The 23,950-nt window shown below is 50.5% G+C and carries 10 protein-coding genes; all 10 read right to left on the bottom strand.

All coding sequences use genetic code 11. The features are described 5' to 3' along the window. Positions 1–317: 317 nt before the first annotated feature. Positions 318–2,705 (bottom strand): ABC transporter permease, encoded by a 2,388-nt coding sequence (locus tag ACYVGO_RS10265; protein WP_460969177.1) that lies wholly within the window; start codon positions 2,703–2,705, stop codon positions 318–320. Between the two features lie 172 nt (positions 2,706–2,877). Then, a complete protein-coding gene (locus ACYVGO_RS10260; protein WP_460969176.1) occupies positions 2,878–5,256 on the bottom strand; it encodes an ABC transporter permease in 2,379 nt (792 codons plus the stop codon). Between the two features lie 82 nt (positions 5,257–5,338). Then, entirely contained in the window at positions 5,339–7,732 is a 2,394-nt protein-coding gene (locus ACYVGO_RS10255; protein ID WP_460969175.1) for an ABC transporter permease, read from the bottom strand. Positions 7,733–7,805: 73 nt separating this feature from the next. Next, the gene (locus tag ACYVGO_RS10250) at positions 7,806–8,420 is read right to left on the bottom strand and encodes a hypothetical protein (protein ID WP_460969174.1); all 615 of its coding nucleotides are present in this window, start codon (positions 8,418–8,420) and stop codon (positions 7,806–7,808) included. Between the two features lie 217 nt (positions 8,421–8,637). Beyond that, on the bottom strand, positions 8,638–11,085 hold the full coding sequence (locus ACYVGO_RS10245) for an FtsX-like permease family protein (RefSeq protein ID WP_460969173.1): 2,448 nt from the start codon (positions 11,083–11,085) through the stop codon (positions 8,638–8,640). A 144-nt stretch (positions 11,086–11,229) separates the two neighbouring features. Next, a complete protein-coding gene (locus ACYVGO_RS10240) occupies positions 11,230–13,614 on the bottom strand; it encodes an FtsX-like permease family protein (RefSeq protein WP_460969172.1) in 2,385 nt (794 codons plus the stop codon). Between the two features lie 101 nt (positions 13,615–13,715). Continuing rightward, positions 13,716–16,172 carry an ABC transporter permease gene (locus tag ACYVGO_RS10235; protein ID WP_460969171.1) on the bottom strand — a complete coding sequence of 819 codons (2,457 nt, stop codon included), beginning with the start codon at positions 16,170–16,172 and terminating at the stop codon, positions 13,716–13,718. A gap of 113 nt (positions 16,173–16,285) precedes the next feature. Next, positions 16,286–18,712 carry an ABC transporter permease gene (locus ACYVGO_RS10230; RefSeq protein WP_460969170.1) on the bottom strand — a complete coding sequence of 809 codons (2,427 nt, stop codon included), beginning with the start codon at positions 18,710–18,712 and terminating at the stop codon, positions 16,286–16,288. Between the two features lie 110 nt (positions 18,713–18,822). Continuing rightward, complete coding sequence (locus tag ACYVGO_RS10225) at positions 18,823–21,258, bottom strand: ABC transporter permease (protein WP_460969169.1); 2,436 nt, start codon at positions 21,256–21,258, stop codon at positions 18,823–18,825. 270 nt (positions 21,259–21,528) lie between these two features. After that, entirely contained in the window at positions 21,529–23,943 is a 2,415-nt protein-coding gene (locus ACYVGO_RS10220) for an ABC transporter permease (protein ID WP_460969243.1), read from the bottom strand. Positions 23,944–23,950: the final 7 nt, after the last annotated feature.

Raw genomic sequence — 23,950 nt, 5'->3', positions numbered from 1 at the left:
AAGACAATCAATGACTTTATCGAACGACGGCAATACTTTTGCCGGTGTCTGAGCGCGCACCAACAGGGCGGTCAGTACGAAGAAAAGGGTTGTTGCTATTTTGGGTAAATGATTCATAGTTAGTGTGTTGTGTGTTTAGATTCTTAGGCTATGATATTAAGCTGATAGTTGCCAATGGCTTAGTAATAAATCTGTTTAGAGCTACTTTATTCTAGTCCGTTTTACCCCTAAATCCCCTGAAGGGGACTTTGCTCATTTGCGGATAAAGTCCCCTTCAGGGGATTTAGGGGTAAAACGGACTGGCAAACTATAATGCCTCATTCACTTCGTAAACTCTTCACTGGATTCGTCAATGCGGCCTTTACACTTTGGAAACTCACCGTCAGGAGCGCGATAACGATGGCGATCAACCCTGACACGGCAAAAATCCACCACGTAATATCAGCCTTGTAAGCGAAGCCCTGTAACCACTGATTCATGGCATACCAGGCCAGGGGCGATGCAATGACGATGGAAATAAGGACCAGTTTTAAAAAGTCTTTGGAGAGCATGGTCACGATACTCATGACCGAAGCGCCCAGTACTTTCCGAACCCCAATTTCCTTGGTGCGCTGTTCGGCGGCAAAAGCGGCCAGACCGAACAAACCCAGGCAGGCAATCAGGACGGCCAGGAGTGTAAATGTCAGTAAGACTTCGCCCTGTTTTTGCTCCGCTTTGTACTGCTGTGAGAAGTTCTCGTCGAGGAAGTGAAAATCCAGGGTAGCAGTCGGATCAAACGTGCGGTATACCGATTGGATGTAGGCCAGAGCTTCGGTTACTTTCCCGGCCTGAACCCGAACATACATGTTGTCTTTATCCATCGGAGCGGGCATCTGTAACACCAGCGGCTCAATTTTGTGCTGAAGTGAGTACGTATGAAAATCCTTCACCACACCCACCACACGGGCTTCGGCAGTGTGTTTTTCCTGATCGATGTAGTATTTCACCCGTTTGCCGACAGCGTCTGTCCAGCCGAATTGTTTGGCAAGGGTTTCGTTGACAAGTACAGCACCCATCTGATCGCTTTTAAACGAATCCGAGAAGTTGCGGCCACTGAGTAATTTGATTTGTAGTGTCTTAAGGTAGTCTGAGTCGATCTGGAATTTCTGGACAACCTGTGTACTGGACGAAAAGGCACCATTCTGCTCGAAGAACATCCCATTGCCACCGATATTATTGTTGCCAATTGGGTTACTGGCTGCGGCTGCGCCTTCAACCAATGGACTTCGTTGCAGGGCTTCCTTTAGGGCATCTATTCGCTGACGGACGTCTTCACTGTTGACATGGAAGGTGAGCACCTGCTCTTTATTAAACCCTAAATCAGAATGCATCACAAACTGCATTTGCCGGTACACAATGCCCGAACAGGCAATGAGCGCGACCGTGGCCACAAACTGAAACACCACCAGCGACTGCTTGAAGAAAATACTTCCCGACTGATTGCCGAGTTGCCCCCTAAGAGCCGCTACAGGCCGGAAACCGGATAGGCGCAGGGCTGGATAGAGACCGCTGACGGCACCAAGGCATACAGACAGTACACTAACTATCAGCAAGGTGATAAGCGGGTTGCCCAATGACAGTGTCTTGTCGGCCATCTGATTGAAGTACGGTAAGGCCATGACAACCAGACTCGCGCTCACCAAACCCGCCAACAGCGTCATCAGGATCGACTCCGTCAGAAACTGCCCGATGAGCTGCCATTTATACGAGCCAATCGCCTTGCGGACCCCAACTTCGCGGGTTCGTTTGAGGGACCGGGCCGTGTATAAATTCACGTAGTTGATACAGGCGATCAGCAGAATCAGGGCGGCTACGGCGGCAAAAATGGATACCGTACGGGCGTTTCCGTTGGCGCCGATTTCATAGTCTAACTGAGAGTGAAGATGTATAGAGGTGAGGGGCTGGAGTTCCATTCGATAAACAACATTATTGCCCATTTCTTTTTTCAGGTACTTCTGATAAAATCCGGGGAGCTTGGCTTCCAACGTTTTGTAGTTGCTGCCTTCAGTCAGAAGGAGATACGTATAGAGTTCGAAACTCTGCCAGCCGTTGGTGTAATTAGCTGGAAGCGAGCGTAAAGCGCCAAACTGAAAATGCGAATTGGTCGGCACATCCTCGATAACGCCCGTAACGGTATTCGGGAAATGGTTGCTGAACTCAATGACCTTGCCAACCGCTTTGCTGGCATCGCCGAACAGATTCTCGGCCACGCTTTTGGTCAGCACAATACTCTGCGGTTTGGTCAGTGATGAAGCCGGATCGCCATACAGAAACGGGAACGTAAACACATCAAATACCGAGGGATCGGTGAAGAAGATGTTGTTAACGTCCATCTTTTTATCGTTGAACGTAATCTGTCCGCCCCCTTCCGTATTTATCCGAACGGCTTTTTCAACCTCTGGATAATCGTTTTTGAGGGCTGGGCCAAACGGCGCTGAGGTAGGGGCGAGTTTCAAATTTCCACCCGGCCATTGTGCATAATGCACTACCCGGACAATACGATCGGCCTTGGCATGAAAACGGTCATAGCTCAGTTCATTGGCCACATACAAAACCATTAACCAGACAGCCGCCATGCCAATGCCCAAACCAACGACATTAAGCCCGCTAAACAACTTGTTTTTCCAGAATGTCCGAACCGTAATCTTTACGTAATTGCCTAGCATATCCGTATCCCGTTGACGTTAAAAAGAGAAAACGTACTGCCTGGTACGTCTTACTAATCCAGACAAGCCCAAATGCTATGCCAAATGGGTAATGAGCTGATTGTCAGTTGTTTGTGTTGAGGCTTGCAGCTGGAGTGTCCGCAAACGGACGTAAATCGTACAGTTGTGGACATTACTCACTCCGTAAACTTTTTACCGGGTCCAGCAACGCAGCCTTCACACTCTGGAAACTTACCGTGAGCAACGCAATGCCAATTGCCAGTACACCGGCCAGCGCGAACATCCACCACGCCAGATCAATTTTGTAGGCAAAGCCTTCCAGCCACTGAGTCATGGCATACCAGGCCAGGGGTGTAGCAATGACAATGGCAATCAGCACTAGTTTCAGGAAGTCCTGCGAGAGAAGGCCAATGATATTGCCTACCGATGCCCCCAGCACTTTCCGAACGCCAATTTCTTTGGTGCGCTGCTCAGCGGTGAAGGTGGCTAATCCGAAGAGCCCCAGGCAGGAAATGAAAATGGCGAGAGAGGCAAAGTAGTTGGCCAGACTACCCACTATCGACTCGCTTTTGTAAAGCTTCTGGTACTCGTCGTCGGCAAATTGATAGGAAAACGGAAACTTCGGATTCTGCTGTTTCCACAGTGCTTCGATACTCGCTACCGCCTGTTTTGTCTGGCCGGGTTGGGTACGAATCAGGTAGCGTTGCGAACTGGGTTCGGTACTTAGCCGAAGAATCAGTGGGGAAATGGCCGTGTGCATGGATTGGAAATGAAAGTTTTCCATGACACCAATTATTTTTCCGGGTTTGCCCCACATCGTTATTGGCTGCCCAACAGGATTTTTATAACCCGTTCGGGCAGCAGTGGCTTCATTGATGATGTAATTGGTTGTATCCATACTAAACTCCGGCGAGAAATCACGGCCAGCTACTAGCCTGGCTTTGAGCGTTTTCATTAAATCATAGCCAACGGCTGTCTGGGTAATTTCGATATTGACATTTGGGTCTTTACCCGTCCAGCTAACGCCCCCGGTACTGCTTCCAATATTGGTGGGAACTTCGGTCATGGACGATACCGACTGAATACCTGGCATGCGTAGTAACTCATCTTTAAAGGTCTTGTATTTTAAGGGTGTGGCGAGTTCGCCCTCTACGGGCACATAGAGTAAATTCTCCCGATCATAGCCCAAATTTTCGGTCTGGATGTAGTTCACTTGCCGATACACGACGATGGTGCCTACAATGAGTAGCATGGAAAGTACAAACTGAAACACCACTAACCCCTGCCGAAATAAGCGTGCGCCCGAACCAAATGTAAGACTACCCTTCAGCACCTTCACCGGCTGAAGTGACGATAGAAATAAGGCGGGATAACTCCCTGCAATGAGGCCGGTAACCAACGTTATACCAATCAACAATAACCAGAGTGAAGCATCTGTAACCTGTAGGCTAATGTCTTTGCCTGTCAAGGAATTAAAGGCGGGCAACAAGACTACCACCAGCGTTGTGGCCACCAGTAAAGCCAATACGGCAAATAGCAATGCTTCGCCAATAAATTGGGCAGCCAGTAAACTACGCAATGCGCCAATCACCTTCCGAACCCCCACTTCCCGCGCCCGTTTAACCGAGCGGGCCGTTGCCAGATTCATGAAATTAATGCAGGCAATCAGAAGCAGGAATACCGCAACCACGCCAAACAAGCGTACATACTCGATCCGGCCACCATCCTGAATCCCGTTTTTGAAATTTGAGTACAAATAGCCATCGGGATAAGGTTGTAAGAAAAGCTCGGCATCGAAGCTTTTGCCAATATCTTTATTGTACTTCCGCAAAAACGGCCTGAGTTTGGCATCCAGATTGGCTACGTTTCCATCTGAGCGCAGCATAATACACGTATGCGGACCGTTGTTCCCCCACTCCTTCATCCAGGGATTCCGGCTGAGGCAATCCTGCCAGTTTATCAGGAATTCGTAGTGATCTGATGAATGCGCGGGTAAGTTTTCAAACACGGCCGTTATCTGATAATCACGCTTATTGTCGATACGGATGCTCTTACCAAGGGCCGCTACCGGGTTGCCGAAATAAAATTCAGCTACTTTTCGGGAAATGGCCATGCTGGTTGGCGCATTGAGTGCAGTTTCGGGTGTACCGGCCAGTAGCGGAATACTAAACATCTTAAACCAGTCGGCTCCAGCCCAGTGTCCTGTTTCTTTGTTGATCTTATCACCAACGGCGAAGGTCATTTGCGCTTCCCAGCCCGTATAGCCAGCTGCGTACAAAATCTCCGGAAACTGTTTTTTCAATTCGTCGGGTAAAACGCCCGGTGTAAAACGACCTGCTTCTACTTTCCCATCGTATTTCTGACGCTGCATGACGTTATACAACTGTGGGCCATTGGCATGGTAGTTATCCACAGTGAGCTCATCCTTTATCCACAAAAAGATGAGTAAACTACAGGCCATGCCGAGCGCCAGCCCCAGAATGTTGATAGCCGAAAAAGCTTTGTTGCGAATAATGTTTCGCCAGGCGATTTTGAGGTAGTTCGTTAGCATAAGAAAGGGAGAGGAGGACAGAGACGAAGGAGTAAAAGGAGGACAGGGACAAAAGGGTGTTTCCATCCTCACTCTCCTCCTTTTACTCCGAACGAAGTGATTTCACTGGATTCGTTAGGGCGGCTTTTACACTTTGGTAAATTACGGTTAACCAGCAGATTAGCAAAGTAAGGAGGCAGGCTGCTATAAAAACCCATATGCCAATGTCTGTTTTATACGGAAAGTTTTGCAACCATTTATACATGGAATACCAGGCCACGGGAACCGCGATTGGGAAAGAAAACAACACCAGTTTCGTGAAATCTCTGGATAGCAGCACCACCACGCTCGATACCGAAGCCCCAAGTACCTTCCGCACGCCAATTTCTTTGACTCGCTGCTCGGTAGTGAAGGTTGCCAGGCCAAATAGTCCCAGACAGGCAATCAGGATCGTTAGCGCTGAGAAGGTCGTGAAAATGCGGCCACGAAGTTCATCCGCCTGGTAAGCCGACTCAAAATCCTGATCTAAGAAACGGTATTCAAACAGACGGTCCGGATACAGTTCACGCCATTGCTGCCCAATGAACGCCACTGTTTTTTCAACATTCTGCGCCTGAATTTTGATATGAATGACTGGATTCGCCCGCCGACATAGCAAAATCATTGGCTCAATTGGATTGTACAGGGACTGCTGGTGAAAATCCCTTACAACACCAATAACTTGCGCTGTGGGTGGGGGTGGTCCCTGCTGACCAGGCTGAGGCTGGCTGCCCAGTATGACTTTTTTGCCCAGCGGCTCTTTCCAGCCCATGCGCTCCACCACGGCCTGATTGATGATGACTGAGTTGAGCGTATCTGCCGGAATTTTTTCAGAGAAATCACGGCCACGTACGATTTTCATTCCCATCGTTCTCAGGTAATCGTAGTCGATTCCCATAGGCTTGAATCCCATTTCTTTTAGTCCGGTGTTTGATTCTACCGTGAAAATAACCCGACCCCCAATGTTACTGGTAGGTGCTGAGGCTGAAGCTACTTGTCGGATATTCGGATTGGCGAGTAGACTATTTTTCAGCGTATTGAATTGCTCTCTGGGCTGGCGGCCCTGGTAATCAATTGTCAAGACCTGCTCCTGATCGTAGCCTAAGTCATGATTGCGCATGAAATTGAGTTGTTTATAAACAATCCAGGTGCAAATGAGCATGATCAGCGAAATGGCAAATTGGACTACCACCAGCGTTTTTCGGAAAAAACTCCCGCCTTTGGCGTTAAATGATCCTTTAAGTACGGCTGCTGGCTCAAACGAAGACAGGTAAAAGGCCGGATAACTGCCGCTTATGAAACCCGTGAATACAACAATGGTGAGGCCAATCAATAGAAACTCTGGTCGTAGCAATTCGCGGAACTGAATTTCCTTCCCCGAAACAGAATTGAAAAAAGGCAGTAGTACAACTACCAGAATCAAACTGGCTGCCAGTGCCAGAACTGTCATGAGTACTGACTCGGTCAGGAACTGCGCCATTAGCCGGCCCCGAACCGAACCCATTACTTTCCGAAGCCCAACTTCCTTAGCCCGCCTGGCTGAGCGGGCCGTTGCCAAGTTCATGTAGTTGATACTGGCCAGCAGTAGCATAAAAAACGCGACCGCGCTAAAGGTGTATACGTAGCCAATGTTGCCGTTAGATTCGCCTTCTAGATTGGAGTACAGGTGAATGTTAGCCAGTGGTTGCAACTCATAGGTGACCTTGATACCCATCCGCTTGAAAATCGGGCCTACGTATTTGTCGTATACCTGTGGAAACTTACTTTCCAGAATTTTGGTGTCAAAGTGTTCGGGCAATACCAGATAACTATAGATGTAAAAAGCACCCCAGTTTGTATCCTGACTTCGTTCGTTCTGGCCTGCCGAAATCAGGGCGTTGAAGGTAAAGTGTGAGTTCTTCGGAACATCTTCCAGAACACCCGTTACTTTATAAAACGTTGTATCATTCGTTTGCAGCGACTGCCCCAGCGCAGTTCGAGAACCGAAGAATTTCTGCGCTGCCTTGTGGGTCAATACTACGCTGCCAGGTTGCGCCAGCGCCGTTTTGGGATCACCTTCGATAAATTTGTAACTGAATACATCGAATACGGTAGAATCGGCGGCATAGATATCATCTTCATAAAATCGTTTCTCTCCCTGCCGAAACATCATCCGACCATACGGAAAGAACCGCACGTAATTTTTGACGAAGGGGTAATCCTGCTTCAGCGTTTTAACTAAAGGCGGTTGTGTGCTGCTCCAGCGGTTTACTTTGTCGGGCTCAGTAATATGCGAAACGATCCGGTAAATCTGGGACGCATTGGTGTGGTAGCGGTCGAAACTCAGTTCATCCGTCACGTACAGTAGTAACAACAGGCCACAGGTAACCCCAATGGTCAGTCCCAGAATGTTAATCAGGCTGTAAAATTTATCTTTCCGAAGATTCCGCCAGGCGATTTTGAGATAGTTAAGAAGCATAAGACAAGGAGTTTAGGGCATGGGGGATGGAAGGTAGAACACGGTTTGACCTTGCTCCACGCTTCCTGCGTCTCTACTTCCCAGCTTTGGGCACGCCTATCGATTTTTCGATGTCTTCGATCAGTCGTTGCCGTTCCTGCTGTGATTTATTCTGCACATCGATGGTGCGTTCGTAAGTAACATCATCGCCATCTTTCTGAAACTTGTAACGCAGGTATAATTGCCCGGCATCCGAATTATACTTGACCTCCTTGGTGTAGGGATGTTTCCCACCCACAGCCATCGTCTGATTGTCTCCGTTGGTAACCGATACCGTTTCCTGATCGCTGCTGATGATCGCGGTTGACTCAGGACTTCTTAGGGCTCTGGGCGCTATAGGCGCTCTGGGTGGCATTGGAGCGTGTGGAGCCAGGGATGCACGGGGTGCTCTAGGCGGCCTGGGTGGCGCAGGCATACTAACATTCAGCGAATCCAGAATATGTTCACGTAGTGCATCGCGCTCATCTTTGTTTAGGTTAGATACGTCGAATGTGCGATCATAATCAATCGGCTTATCATCAACCGTACCTTTAACCCGAATCGATAGTGTTTTGCCATCGTCGTTGATATTGCGACTGATAGAGGTGCCGTGCTGGGCCATAGCCACCGAAGCAGATAGAGCCAGAAAGGCCGTTACGAGCGTTTTCATGTTGGTTGACTGTTAATGGTTTACATTGATTTGCAGGACGAATGCGCCCAATACCATACAGACACCAAATTTTTACGTATGTTGCTTTGGGGGAGGGAAAAGAAGAAGGGGAGTAAAGGGAGAAAGGAAGGAAAGGAAATAAAAACAATACTTTCCTTATTTTCCCTCTCGTCCCTCTCCTCCTTCCTCCCTCTCCTCCGCAACGGCGGCCCGGCCTTTACTCCGTTTTTAAACTTTTCACCGGATTCATCAGAGCCGCTTTTATACTCTGGAAACTGATGGTCAGGAGGGCAATCACCACGGCCAGCAGACCCGCCACGGCGAACAGCCACCACTCGATGTCAATTTTATAGGCGAAGTCCTGTAACCATTTATCCACGCCCCACCAGGCTACAGGTGTAGCCATCAGGACCGCAATGAGTATGAGCACCAGAAAATCTTTGGATAGCAGCGTAACAATACTGGCCACGGATGCGCCCAGTACTTTCCGAACCCCAATTTCCTTTGTTCGGCGTTGCGCTGTGAAGGTAACTAGCCCGAATAAGCCCAGACAACTGATGAACACCGCAATGCCCGTGGCCAGGGTAACGAGCTTGCCCAGGTTACGCTCCTTCCCGTAAAGATCAGCTACTGATTCATCGAAAAATTTGGCCTCGAAGGGTTCGTCCGGGTAAGTGGTTCCCCAAAGCGTTTTGATCTGCGCCAGCGTTTTGTCGAAGGAGTCAGCTCCGCTCCGCCGGAATTTTACATTGAAGACATGTAAGTTGTCTTTCTGGCTCATTAGTGCCGTGGGCTGAATGGTATTATGTAACGATCGGTGATTGAAGTCATGAACTACACCAACGATGGGTAGTGTGGCTAATACATGCCCAACGGCATCGGCTGGATGCTGGAAGCCGATTCGTTTCGCCAGGGTTTCGTTGATAATATATTCCCGTGCGGTGTCACTCGGAAGCAGGTTACGCCCTGCTACTAATTTCATACCGTATAAAGCCAGGTAGGCCGTATCGGCATCTTTGCGGTACACGTTAATTTTCAACTTTCCCTTTTTGCCCGAGTAGTCCAGAGTAGAGGTAGACCAGCCACCCGCGATAGGCGTCTGATTGGCCATACTCACGCGTTCGACACCCGATAGCTTACGAATTTGATCGGCCAGCGTAAACCGGGCATTCTGACGGTCGCCGTTGAAAAAGCTGCTGGTTGGTGTATGGAAGGTCACGATGGCTTCGCGTTGAAAACCCAGGTCGGCGTTGATCAGGAACCGCAATTGCTGACCCACCAGCAACGCGCCAACAATAAACACCTGCGCTACAGCAAATTGTCCTACAATAAGAACTCTCCGAAGTCCCGCACTACCTGCCGTCTGGGTTGTCTGGTTGCGCAGAGCGAGCACAGGTGAAAGTTTCGAAATAAGAATGCCGGGGTAAATACCGGCTAACAGGGCTGTTACCAGTGCAACCGTAAGCAGGAAAACGTATAAGTGTGGTTTCGAAAAATCGAGGGCAATACCCTTGGGTACAATATCGCCGAGGTAGGCTAAAGCTCCCTGTGCCAGTCCTATCGCAATACCCGTTGCCAGCAGCGTAAGCACAAAGGTTTCACCCAAAAACTGGAAGATTAACTGCTTGTGCGCACTTCCCAGGGATTTTCGTACCCCAATTTCCTTAGCCCGCTGCGTTGACTGTGCCGTAGCCATATTGATGAAATTGATGCAGGCCAGCAGTAGCAAAAATCCGCCGACCAATCCGAGTACCAGCAGGGTAGGACGGTGGGCTACGTGGATTCCACCAGCATAGTCGGCGTTGAAATGCACATCGGCCAGCGGCTGAAGTTGCAACCAGCGATTCCCTTTCTCTTCGGTAGCGGGCAGATGACTCTCCACCATTTTCGTAATCTGCTCGCCAAAGCGTTTCGGATTAGTACCCGGCGCTACTATGAGCAGACACTGCGACGATGAATTGGTATTGTTCCACTCCGTGAACCCCAAATTCTCCCGGCGCTTTTTATTGGTGGTGACGGTCGCAAGAGAAATGAAGGCCTGGAAATCAAAATTACTGGGCGCGTCGAGGTCTTTTATCAAGCCCGAAACGGTTAATGAGAGGGTATCCTGGTACTGCTTCCCAATAAGTCGGCGACCCACGACGGCAGGGCTGGCATCACCAAAATACAGGCGGGCCTGCCGCTCCGTCAGTACAAGCTGACCCGGTTTTGACAGCGACGAAGTAGGCGAACCCGCCAGCCATTGCCGGGGTATGATCGCAAAAAAAGCCCCATCGGTAGTGGCTATCCAATCGGACTCGTTCTTTGGGGCATGAAAACGGGCGGGGTCTGCACCTGAGCGAGGAATTTCAACAACCTGAAAACTGCTCGTATGAAAGGCAGCAACGGTTTTTGCGCCTGCCAGTTCAGTACGAACCGCTCCTGGGATTGGGGACGATAAGCCAGGATTGTGGTAAAATTCATCGCCAAACTTGAACTTCGATACCAGCCGGTAGATCTGCCCGGCATTCGGGTTGTTCTGATCGAAATTAAGCTCAAACTGAACGATCAGATAAATGACCAGACAGGCCGCTACACCTACCGATAAGCCCGCTACGTTGAGCGCCGTGGTCAGACGGTTTCGACCAAGGTTGCGAATCGCGATTTTGAGATAGCTTTTGAACATAGGAGGGAAAGGGAGTAAAGGGAGAAAGGAGGAAAGGGAGGAGGGGGAGAAAGGAGGAGGGGGGGTAAAGGGAGGTAGTGTTGCCCTTTTCTACCTTTCCTCCTTCCTCCCTTTCCTCCTTTCTCCGCGACGGCGGCCCGGCCTTTATTCCGATCTTAAACTTTTCACCGGATTCATCAAGGCGGCTTTCACACTCTGGAAACTTACGGTCAATAACGCAATGCCAAGCGCTAACAGGCCCGATAGGGCGAACATCCACCAGGCAATGTCAATTTTATAGGTGAAACCCTGTAGCCATTGATTCATGGCGTACCACGCGATGGGCGAGGCAATGACAATGGCAACCAGCGTGAGTCGAACAAACTCCTGTCCAAACAGCCAGAGAATGGACGGTACACTGGCCCCCAGTACTTTCCGGACGCCAATTTCTTTGGTTTTCTGCGCCACCATGAACGAGACTAAGCCAAATAAACCCAGGCAGCCAATAAAAATAGCGATCAGGGCGAAGACGCTGAGTAACGTTAGCATTAGCTCATCCAGCGCATAGAAATTAGCGATCCGTTGATCCAGAAACTGGTATGAATAAATGAAATCCGGAAAGGTTTCCGTCCAGATTTTCTCCATCGCAGGTAATGACGTTCTGAGGGTACTCGTATTCATCCGAATGGCGCAAGCCTGATAGGCTCCCAAATTGGCCCGGATGCAAATGGGCGGAATCGACTGCCGGAACGAGCCGTTATGAAAATCCTTCATCACCCCAACAATCGGTCCTTTCCGTTTGCCTTTGCTGGTGTACATGATCGTGCCGATGGCTTCCTGTGGAGATTTCAGATTTAGCGATTTTAGGGCCACTTCATTCAGCACATACTCATTGGTCGTATCGGAGTGGGTAATGTTGCGACCGGCCAGCAGGGTGAGCCCGAACGTGGGTATGTACACTTCGTCGGCGTCTTTGGTCACGATCAGAAACTTCTCGTCCTCCGCCCGCCCGGCGAGCCGGATCGTTGTGGCGTTAATGCCCAAATCGGCGGGGGCCTGGTAGCAGAACGACACCTGTTCTACGCCAGCGAGTTGCAGGAGCTGGGATTTGAGCGTGCTCATTTTCGCGTTATCCTGAACCGGTAACGGCAGCATGACGACACCCTCTTTAGTGAATCCCATGTCGGCCTGACGAGCATACCGCATCTGATTGGTAATGACAATGGTACCAATAATCAGCAACTGCGATAGGGCTAATTGCCCCACCACCAGCACCCGGCGCAATGGAAAGCCACCAATGTGGCGTTGTGCCAGTCGGCCGCTCAGAGCCAGAACGGGTCTGAAACCCGCCAGCACCAGGCCGGGGTAAGCGCCAGACAGGAACGTAACCAGTACCGTTGACAGGAGCAGGAACAGCGGAAGCCGGAAGTCGCTGAACAGATTGAGCGATAAGTTGATTTGCAATAGCTGGCTCAGCAAAGGCAGCGCCAAACCCGCCACGCCAAGCGCCAGCAGCGTAGCCAGTACGCTGATAAGGCCTGTTTCGGCCATAAATTGCCAGAAGAGCTGCGCTGGCCGACTGCCCAATACCTTCCGGACACCAATCTCTTTGGCTCGTTTCAATGCCTGCGCCGTGGCCAGATTAATGAAGTTCACACAGGCGACCACAATCAGCAGAAAGCCAATTAGTGACAGTACCCAAAGATTTGTTTTGTCGATGCGCCCGCTGTAATCGGTGTTGAGGTGCATATCAGCAATGGGCTGGAGCTTCAGGACGTTGTGCTTATTGCTCGCGTCGGTCACATATTTTTTCATGACGCTGGCCAGCGCAGCCTCTGCCGTGGCTACAGACGTAGATGGTTTTAGCAAGGTAAAGACCTGAAGGCTAGCCGAGTAATTACCCCAATTTTCTTCATTGAAATAGTCGTCGAATTGCTTAGCGTTGGCAAACGAGAGGTAGATCTCCTCCCGACGGTCGGTGTTGGCGGGAAGATCGCGCAGGACGCCCGTCACGGTAAAATCCATCCGGTTATCGAACCGAAACGTTTTGCCCATCGGGTTCGCCGACCCGAAAAACTTCTGGGCCATCCGTTCTGTAAGAATCGCTGTGTTCGGAGCCGTAAGGGCCGTTCGGGCATCGCCCTGAAGCAAGGGAAAGTCGAGAATAGAAAACAGATCGCTTTCCGCAAACGCAACGTCCGGATGGTATTTGTCGATCTTCCCGGCTGTGGTTACCCCGATCACAGCCTCGCCAATCGATAGCACCCGGGCTGTTTTTTCGGCAAACGTCTGTTCGTCACGAATGACCCGGCCCAGGGGCGAATACACCCCTGATGAGTGGCTGATTCCCTCGTGGTTCGTTTCCATCACGACACGGTAAATGCGGTCGGCATTGGTGTGGAACCGATCAACGCCATAGTGGTAAGCCACCAGCGTAAAGATCAGGATTCCACAGGTCAGGCTTAGCGCCAGCCCCAGCACGTTGATGGATGCGTAAACCTTGTTACGAACCAGATTCCGCCAGGCAATTTTGATGTAGTTTGTTAGCATAGGTTGTAAAGGGAGGAGAGGGAGGAGAGGAGGAATGGGATGAGAGGGAAAAGGATAAACGCATTATCTTCCATCTCGTCCCTTTATTCCCCCTCTTCCCTTTACTCCGATCTTAATGATTTCACTGGATTCATCATGGCAGCTTTAATACTCTGGAAGCTCACTGTGAGCAGCGCAACGCTAACTGCAAGGATACCCGCCAGGGCGAACATCCACCACTCGATGTCGATTTTAAACGCGAATTTCTGGAGCCATTGATTCATGACGTACCAGGCCAGGGGCGAACTCAGCACCAGCGCAACCAGTACGAGTTTGACGAAATCGAAGGAAAATAAGCCAAAGATGTTGGCCGTTGTTGCCCCCAATGCTTTCCGGATGCCCACCTCTTTAGTCCGGGTTTCGGCCATGAATGCCACGACTCCGTAAAGCCCCAGACAGCCAATGAAGATGGCAATAAGGGCCAGTAATCGAAACAGCGAGTACATCCGCTCTTCGCTTTTGTAGAAATTGGCGAGGGTCTCGTCCAGAAACGTGTACTTGAATACGAAATCCGGGAAGGTGGCATTCCAGGCGGTTTCTACCTCTTTCAGCAGACGGCTAATCGCTTCGGGACTCGTTTGCCCCTGCGCGATTTTGATACCTAAACTCCGGTATTGATCGCGGTAGGAAGTTAGTACGCTCGGCTCAATTTGTTGGTGCAACGAAAACGCATTGAAATCTTTCACCACGCCAACAATTGGTTTTTTTACGTCTTCACCATTCACTGTCATGAATTTGCCGATGACCTGCTCGGGCTTTTGAAATCCTAACCGTTTCATGAAGGCCTCATTGATGACAAACTCGCGCATCGAATCGCCGGGTTGGTACATCCGGCCGGCAATGATCTTCAGGCCGTAGGTGTGCACATAGGCAGTATCGGCGGGGCGCATCAATACGCCATAATCGGGTTCTTTCTGGTCGTTATCAAAGCGGAAACCCGTTGTCCAGTTGCTGGTCGAGGAAGGCGTTGTCATGCCGAAACTCATGGACTGAATACCGGGAAGACCAGTCAATTTGGCTCGCAGACTTTCCAACTGACCCGGTTTTTTCTCGGGTATGTACACGTTGAGTACGGCATCCCGGCTATAGCCTAAATCGGCCGACCGGAAGTACTTCATCTGGCTGTAAGCAATGATGGTCCCGATGATGAGCAACTGCGAAATGGCAAACTGCCCCACAATCAGGCCCCGACGGAGTGTAAGTTGATTGATGCCTCCCTGCCCCGATGACCGAATTTTGCCTTTCAACGCCAGAATAGGTTGGTAACCGGATAGAACCAGCGCCGGGTAAAAACCTGCCAGCGCAGTTGTGAGTACCCCTAGCGTAATTAAAAAGGCGATCACCGTTGGGGCGAATAACGTAGCCGCACCCGGCTTAATATTGAGCAATTCGCCCACGTAAGGCAGTGCTGCCTGCGCAAGAACAAAAGAGAGAATCACAGCTATTCCGGTCAGTACGCCCGTTTCGCCTAGAAACTGCCGCACGAGTTGAGCGCGTGAACTGCCCAACACTTTTCGAACGCCCACTTCTTTAGCCCGACGAATGGCCTGCGCCGTAGCCAGATTGATGAAATTGACACAGGCAGTCACCAGAATAAAAAGGCCAATCAGACCCATCGCCCAGATCATTTCCATGCTAACGGTCCGCTTGGCGTAATTGTCGGTGCGTGTATCCGTATGGATGCTGGTCAGGGGTTGTAGTGTATAAACCAGATCGTGGGCATCTTCGGGCTTTTGGTATTTGTTCACGAACGCTACTAACTGCTTGTCCATCTGCGCCGACTCAACTAGCTGATCGTCTGCTGTGCCGGGGAGTTTTAAGTAAATCTGTGCGCCCCCGTAGGTCGACTGCCAGTCGTCCCAGTTGGTACTAGCCCCAAACTGCTTGAGCGAGGCAAACGACAGCAACACCTCAAACGGCATACTCGTCGTGGCGGGTAGATTCTGCACAACGCCCGAAACAACAAAATCCATCTTGTTCTCAACACGCAGGGTTTTCCCCATTGGGTTGCTCGTGCCAAAATACTTTTGGGCCATTTGCTCACTGAGCACAACCGTATTCGGATTGTTGAGCGAGGTTTGAGGGCTTCCGTTTTTCCAGCCGAAATCGAACAGCCGGAAATACTCGGGCTCAACAAACGCGACCACACCATCGCCTTCCTGAAACTTCTTGGCGGGCACCCCCGATTTCTCGCCCACGGTTACCACCACATTGGTAATGCGGTTAACCATCGTAACATCGTGTTTCAGGTTCAGGAAATCGTTCCGAAGGGCGGCTAGTGCAGGCAGTGGAATACCTACATTCCCACGATCCGTGTTGTTCTTTTTGTTGAATGAAACAAGTCGATACGTTTGAGCAGCATGTGCATTGTGCTTATCGAAGCTCAGTTCGTAGCGAATGGCCAGAAAGAGGAGCAGGCAGCAGGCCAGGCTAAGCGTTAATCCCAGCACATTAATGACCGAATAACTCCAGTTGCGCTTCAGCGCGCGAAGGGCGGTAGTTAGATAACTTTTAAGCATATAGATGGAGGAGGGGGAGGAGGGAGGAAAGGGAGGAAGGAGGAAAGGGAGGAGGGGTAGGCTTTTATTGTTTTTCCCTTCGTCTCCTTCGTCCTTCTTCTCCTTCCTCCTTTTTACTCCGTTTTTAAACTTTTCACCGGATTCATCAGCGCGGTGGCAATCGTTTTGCTACCAATGGAAACAAGTACCAGGCACATGACCAGTAGGGCAGGCACCGCAAACAGCCACCAGCTTAGTTCAATTCGGGCTGCGTAATTGGCCAGCCAGTTTTTGACTAAAAAGTAGGTGATGGGAATGCCGATGACGATAGAAATCAGGACCGTTCTAATAAAGTCTTTCGACAGCAAAATCATCAGGTTGGTAGTACTGGCGCCAATCACCTTGCGAATCCCGATCTCCTTCGTGCGTTTGGCAACGGTAAACGTCGCTAAGCCGAACAGACCTAAACAGGAGATCAGGATGGCAAAACCGGTTAGCGCGCCAAACACCTGCTGAAAGCGCTCATCAGCCTTGTATTGCTTGTCGTACTCGCTGTCCATGAAGAAATAGCTAAATGGTGAATAGGGAAAATTGGCCTGGTACACCTTCTTCAGCATGGCGAGTTGCTCGCTGGCATTGCCGCCCGCAAACTTCACGCTGGCAAACGCATCGAATTTAGGTGAATACATATGGATGATCGGAATGTAGGCCGCCTTTGGCGATTCGTAGTGGTAATTGCTGATAACGCCCCGAATCGTTGCGGTATGCCCCCAGAAGTCTACCCGCTTGCCAATAGCCTCAGCGGGCGTAGGGATGCCCCAGAGCCGGATGGTTTCTTCGTTGACAATGAGTTGCCGGTTCGTGGTGTCCGAAAAACCGGGCCGGGTGGTTAGATCGAAGTTTTTGCCTGCCAGCAGCTTGATCCCCATCAGGCCGATAAACGACGTGTCGATCCGGGTCAGGTAAAAATTATACGAGGTTTTCTTCACAGCATCCGACAGATTGAGGCCCGTCGTTGACCCCATTTGGGTAGACCCTAGCCCTGGTACAGTGCTCGAAAGCGATACCGCCTTTACCTGCGACTGGTTGAGCAGCATTTGCCGAAACGCCCCGTAGTCCTGCTGAACATCGTTTCCCACGGGCGCTTTCACGACCAGCGTATGAGCCATGTTTACCCCTAAGTTTTGTTCCCGCAGAAAGTTGACCTGCCAATACACTGCGAACGTCTGCACCAGCAGAATCAGGGTAATCGTAAACTGAAAAACCACCAATGACTTACGCAGCAAGGTGCCTTTAGTGGAGCGCGAGAAATTGCCTTTGAGTACCGTAACCGGATCGAACGCAGACAGGACGAAGGCCGGGTAAAAGCCCGATAATAAAATACTCAGCAACAGAAACGCGCCCAGGCTTTCCCAGAAAAATACGTCCCTGAATACAGTAAAGCCTTCGGGTAGTCCCGACACTTCAATAAATACCGGCAATAGGGTAGATACCAATCCTACGGCCAATACACCGGCAACTAGATTGATCAGAATGGTTTCCGTAAAAATCTGCGCTTTTATCTGCCCCTGGGTGGAACCAACCACCTTTCTCATGCCAATTTCCCGCGCCCGATCAAGGGCCTTGGAGGTGGTCAGATTCACGTAGTTGACAAAGGCACTCAGCAGCACCAGAAACGCGACACCCAGCAGAAAGTACACCGACCGGGCTTCGCCATTTGGCTCAGTTTCAAAGGTTTTGTGGGAATACAGGTGGATGTCGCCAATTTTCTGGCCGATTACCCGATCATTTGTTATCTTCTTTTCGCGGATCAACCGGTCGCTGAAGGCCGCCAGCGATTTAGTGAAACCTTCATACTGGGCATTTTCGGCCAATTGTAGATAGGTGTACGTATTATTGTTGTTCCAGTTGTTTTCCCATTCGCCAAAGTCCGACAGCATGGTTGGGTAGGAGACCAGCATATCGAATTTCAGGTGCGTATTGGCCGGGCTATCGGGTACTACCCCGACTACTTCCAGCAGAACGCTGCTTGATGACTTCGGGATTTTCAGGGTTTTACCGACAACATCGAGCGTCTTGAAGTAGGTCAACGCCATTTTTTCGGTTAGCACAGCCTGGCGGGGTCTGGTAAAAAGACCATTTCGACTTCCCCGAACCAGCGGGTAATTGAACAGCGAGAAAAAGGAAGAATCGACCGCGTAAACTTTATCGACTACATAATACCGATCGCTAATCTGAACCGTCGTAGTTGGTTTCTGAAGGGCATAGACGCGGGTATAGTTGACCACCTCGTTCATTTCCTGTTTGGCTTTGGCACCAATTGGCGGAAAGGTTTCGGCATCCTGCGCATCTACCGTGCCACCGTTCATATAGTCTATGCTGAGCCGCACGAGCTGATTCACCCGCGGATTTGACTGTTCGTAACTCAGCTCGAAGCGCACATACTGGATAATGAGCAGTGCCACCGCCAAACCAGAGGCCAGGCCTACCACATTAATGAGGCTGAAAGTAGCATCCTTCCTGACGATTCGCAGGGCAATTTTGATGTAGTTTGATAGCATGGGAAGGAAGGAGGAAGGGGAGGAAGGAGGAAGGGGATGAGGGGGGCTGTCGTTTTTCCTTTCCTACCACTCCTCCCTTTTCTCCTTCCTCCGCAACGGCGGCCCGGCCTTTACTCCGTTTTTAAACTTTTCACTGGATTCATTAACGCAGCTTTGATACTCTGGAAACTCACGGTTAATAGGGCAATGCCTACCGATAGGACAGCTGCCAGCGCGAATACCCACCACGAAATGTCAATTTTGTAGGCGAAATCCTCCAGCCAGCGGCTCATGGTATACCAGGCTACGGGTACGGCAATCACGATGGCAATGGCTACCAGTTTCAAAAAGTCTTTCGAGAGTAAAGCCACAATGCTACCGACCGATGCGCCAAGGACTTTCCGAACACCAATTTCTTTGGTACGCTGCTCAGCCGTGAACGTAGCCAGCCCGAACAAGCCCAGGCAGGCAACGAAAATGGTCAGGCCGGCAAAAATGCCGAGGATGCTGCCAATTTTCTGTTCTGCCCGATATGTAGCCATAAAGCGCTCATCCAGAAATGAGTACGAAAAAGGGGCGTCGGGCATAAGCTGACTCCACTGCTGTTTCATACTGGCGAGTAACCCCGCAATATCTTTGGTTTTTACTTTCACAATCACGGTTCCCGAATTAGGACTCAACACCATGATCAGGGGCGCAATGCGCTCATGCATCGATTTGAAGTGAAAATCTTTCACGATGCCGATGACGCGGTAGGTGGTTTTTTGTCCTTCGTTGTTGGCATTGGTAATGGTGTGCCCCAACGCTTTATCGCCCCAGCCAAACGTCTTGGCGGCTGTTTCGTTCAGAATCACGCCCGACGAATCGGTACCATAGTGCTGAGAGAAATTTCGGCCCGCTGCCAGTTGCATACCCAGCGTCGGAATGTAATTGTAATCGACATCGTAGCGGAGGGTCTTTACCAGTTGGGTGGAATTGGTTTCGGGATAAACCGTGAAGTTGTTGTTATTGCTCGGGCCAGCGGGCAAATAGCCCGACGTACTCACATTTACGACGCGCGGGTCCTGCATGATCTGGCTACGGAATACATCTTCCTTTTTGCCCAGCAGCCAGGTTTCGGGTAATACCAGCACCTGGTCTTTGTTGTAGCCTAACTTTTTGTTCTGAATGTAGCTGAGTTGGCGATACACTACCGTAGCGCCCACCATGAGCGAGATCGAAATGAAGAATTGGAAAACAACCAACCCGCTGCGTAGTCCGATGCTGTTTCGGCTCGACGTGAATTTCCGGAATGCCGTACCACCTTTTAGTACCGCAATTGGCTTGAAGGATGACAGGAAAAAAGCCGGGTAGCTTCCGGCCAATACACCGACCAGTAAACCTAGCAGGAGCAGCGCTGGTAATAGCCAGGCATTTTCCGTAAAGTTTAAGGTCAATTCTTTGCCCGCTAGCTGGTTGAAAAATGGCAACGCCATGTACACCAGTCCAATGGCCAGGAGCAAGGCAATCGCCGTTAGTAGGAGCGATTCGATCAGGAATTGATTGGCCAGTGCCATTTTAACGGAGCCTAGCACCTTCCGAATGCCCACTTCTTTGGCCCGTTTCGAGGCTCCGGCTGTGGATAAGTTCATGAAATTGATGCAGGCAATGAGCAGCATAAACAGGGCGACGGCACCAAAAATATAGACGTAACGAATATCACTTCCCGCTTCCAGATTCATGGTCATATCCGAATGCAGATGAATATCGGTCAGCGGTTCCAGAAACAGGCCAATGTCGTTGCCTTTCTGACGGAATTGAGCCAGGGTCATGCCCATTGCCTGTTGCAACTGGGGAGCCATGTATTTTTCCACCACCTGCGGCATTTTGGCTTCTAATTGCCGGTAATCGTACCCTTTAGGCAAGACCAGATAGGTATGAAATTCGGATGTCATCCAGGAATTCGATTGAGCATCCGGGTGACTGGCCATTGAGATAAACAGGTCGAAATGGAAGTGCGAGTTCGTAGGCACTTTGTCTATAACGCCGGTAATTTGATAGGGCGTATTCCAGCCTTTAATGGTTATGACCTGGCCAACCGGATTGCCATTCCCGAAATATTTCTGGGCCATTGACTGCGTAATAATTGCGGTATTGGGCCGAATCAAAGCCGTTTTGGCATCACCCTGAAGAAGCGGGAGTGTAAATACCTGGAAAAAATTAGAATCTACATACGCGATAGCGTTATCCTTGAAAGTTTTATCGCCAGCCGTAATCAAGGGAGCGCCACCCACCCGCAATCGAGTAGATTCCAGCACTTCTGGGTAATCGGCTTTGAGGGTTTTCGCAACGGGCGGCATCACGTGCGCTTCGTTCATTTTTCCGCCCTGTATCGAGCCCCGAAAAATAACGCGCACAATCCGGTCGGCCTTTTCGTTGAAGCGGTCGTAGCTGAGTTCATCGAGCACGAACAGGCTAATGAGCATACAAGTGGCTAACCCAAGCGCCAGTCCAATGATGTTGATGGCAGAAAACGCGCGGTTTCGGACCAGATTCCGCCAGGCGATTTTGATATAGTTTTGCAGCATGGGTACTCGATGTTAGACAACTAAGCTAAGAAGCTATAGACACATACCCAAATGACGTACCATGATTGTAATCTATTGACTTTGAGTATATTGTAATCCGATGAATACTAAATTGTGTCCGCAAACGGACGGTTTTCGTTCAGTTGCGGACACTGTCAGAACCGGGATTTATGTGATTTTATTGACCGACTATGATTTTTATTATTCCCTCGGCAAAGCCGAAAACAAAATCATAGTCGGTCAATAAAATCACATAAATCCCGGTTCTGACTACTCCGATCGAAGGCTTTCTACCGGGTTTTCCAGGGCGGCCCGATAGGTTCGTATGCCGATAGTCAGACTGCCTAGCAGCAGTAAACTGCCGAAGCAAAGTGCGAACGTTTCAAAACCAATACTAACGTGATAGGCGAAGTTGCTCAGGAAGGCATAGCCTGCCAGATAGCCAAGTGGCATAGCAATCGCTGCCGCAATGAGCAGCAATCGCACAAAATCCCGTGAGAGTAGCCAGACAACCTGACTGACCTGGGCACCCAGCACTTTTCGGACTCCCACTTCCTTCACGCGGGTTTGCGTAGTATAGGTAACCATACCCAGCAGACCCAGGCAGGCAATCGAAAACGATAACACCAGCAGCAGCGTCGTGAAATCCATGTCTTCGGGATGTGAATGGCGTTGTTCCAGAAAGTCTGTATACCACTGCCCGGCGAATGGCTCATAGGGACTCAATCGTTTCCAGATCTGTTTAGAATCGGCTAAGACGGCCTCTTCGGCTCCAGCCGTCACGCTAACGGTCAGATAGCGAAATTGGTCGGGTTGGTTGCGCAGAATCAGCGGTTTGATTGCCCAGGCGAACGACGTAAACCGGAAGTCTTTCAGTACCCCGGCAATTTGGATCTCGGTGCTATCGTTGAGCCATAGCGATTTACCAACCGCTTCCCGGAAATTGCCAAGTCGGAAGGCCTTAACGGCTTCTTCATTGACGAGCGCAAGTTGTGTGGTTGAGCTTCGGGTTACGGGGCTGTGCGCTGCTGCGCTTACTGATGCCAGAGAGTCTGCCGATGCCGCTGGCAAATTCTGGCCTGCCAGCAAGGTTAGATTCATGGTCGAGACAAATTGCGGATCAACGGACCACAGAAAGGCCATGGAGGAATCAGCGCCGTTACGTTCCCGCTTCAGCGTACGGCTCTCACCAAACGAACCGAATAATTCTGATGTTGCCGACACCTGCTCAACGCCTGCCAATTGGTTCAACTCATTGGCTAGCCGCTGCGCCGGAACCGTATTAAGTGGGAGTGTCAGCACCCGATCACGTCGAAAACCATAATCAGCCGTGGCCATGTAGTTCATCTGCCGACTCATGGACAGCAGCCCGATCATGGCAATCAGGGAGATGGAGAACTGAGCGACGATCAGCGATTTGCGGAGTGAAATGCCCCGGATAACCCGAAGTCCTGTCTGGCTGCGCAACACCTGTGAAGGCTGAAAACCAGACAACACGCGGGCGGGTACAACGCCCGCCAGCAAACCGGCTACCACGCTGAACAACACAAAAATGGCTGTTAGCTGCCAGTTCCATTGAACACCCCCAATGAGCCACTGCTGCACGAAAGCCATAGGCTTGATGAATTCGAGCATAACATAGGCTAGTCCCAGCGCCAGTAGCGATAAAATAATTGACTCGGCCATGAATTGCCCAACCAGTTGCCAGCGAATGGCCCCAGCTACCTTCCGAATACCCACCTCACGGGCGCGACTCAGCGACCGGGCCAGCGTCAGGTTGATGTAATTAAATGCAGCCAGCAATAGCGTTAGTAACCCAACCCCCGCTTCCACTAAAAGTCCTCCAACTTGTGGTTCATGGGTAGCATGCATGAGTTCCTGGCGAGCGGGCGACAGTTTCGTGAATGGCTGAACTCGTAGACTGTACCCTTTTTCGGTTTTAAAACGTAGCTTATTCGTTGCCCGCCCAACTATACCTGGCAGGACTTTTTCGAGTGCATCGGCAGCCGTGCCGGGTTTCAGCAGAACATAGGTGTGGCAGGTCTGATAGTTGCGCCAGTCGGCAAACGAAGCGCGTTGTTGCGGATTCCAGGGCGTCTGCAACGAAAACAGCATATCAAAATCCAGATGTGATTTAACTGGCATATCGGCCAGTACACCCGTAACTGTGAACTGGCCAAGCTCCGTATTTTGCAGAACCTGCCCGACCGGATTCGCGGTACCAAAAAACTTTTCGGCGGTTTTGCGCGTGACCACAACCGTATTGGGCTCCGTTGCGGGTCTGCCTTTCGCCAGTTTGTAGCCGAAAATGCGAAAGAAACCTGGGTCAACGGCATAGGATACCGCCGTAAATCGCTTGTGGTTGCTCGAAAACTCCCCGTATGTTTTAGCGGCACGGGTGGCTTCTTCCACAAACGGATAATCACGTTTCAACACCTCCGCCAGCGGCATAGGCGATGTGGCGAAAGGCGTAACGTCGTTATCCTGCCCCACTACATCGGTCAGAATTCGGTACGTCCGGTCCCGGTTGGGATGGAAATTATCGTAATCAAACGACCCTTTGATGTGTGCGATGGCCAGAAAACACACCACTAGCCCTGAGGCAAGGCCAAAGATGTTGATAAACGAAAACAGCTTATGTTTCCAGAGATTCCGCCAGGCGATTTTGATGTAGTTTTTTAGCATAGGATAG

It is taken from the genome of Spirosoma migulaei (assembly GCF_054776855.1).
This window is presented reverse-complemented; position numbering and strand designations above follow the sequence as displayed.

What these genes read in the sequence shown, in the direction of transcription:
- ACYVGO_RS10250 (WP_460969174.1), bottom strand. Translation starts at nt 8,420, where the DNA reads ATGAAAACGCTCGTAACGGCCTTTCTGGCTCTATCTGCTTCGGTGGCT.
- ACYVGO_RS10240 (WP_460969172.1), bottom strand. Translation starts at nt 13,614, where the DNA reads ATGCTAACAAACTACATCAAAATTGCCTGGCGGAATCTGGTTCGTAAC.
- ACYVGO_RS10225 (WP_460969169.1), bottom strand. Translation starts at nt 21,258, where the DNA reads ATGCTGCAAAACTATATCAAAATCGCCTGGCGGAATCTGGTCCGAAAC.
- ACYVGO_RS10220 (WP_460969243.1), bottom strand. Translation starts at nt 23,943, where the DNA reads ATGCTAAAAAACTACATCAAAATCGCCTGGCGGAATCTCTGGAAACAT.
- ACYVGO_RS10230 (WP_460969170.1), bottom strand. Translation starts at nt 18,712, where the DNA reads ATGCTATCAAACTACATCAAAATTGCCCTGCGAATCGTCAGGAAGGAT.
- ACYVGO_RS10235 (WP_460969171.1), bottom strand. Translation starts at nt 16,172, where the DNA reads ATGCTTAAAAGTTATCTAACTACCGCCCTTCGCGCGCTGAAGCGCAAC.
- ACYVGO_RS10265 (WP_460969177.1), bottom strand. Translation starts at nt 2,705, where the DNA reads ATGCTAGGCAATTACGTAAAGATTACGGTTCGGACATTCTGGAAAAAC.
- ACYVGO_RS10255 (WP_460969175.1), bottom strand. Translation starts at nt 7,732, where the DNA reads ATGCTTCTTAACTATCTCAAAATCGCCTGGCGGAATCTTCGGAAAGAT.
- ACYVGO_RS10260 (WP_460969176.1), bottom strand. Translation starts at nt 5,256, where the DNA reads ATGCTAACGAACTACCTCAAAATCGCCTGGCGAAACATTATTCGCAAC.
- ACYVGO_RS10245 (WP_460969173.1), bottom strand. Translation starts at nt 11,085, where the DNA reads ATGTTCAAAAGCTATCTCAAAATCGCGATTCGCAACCTTGGTCGAAAC.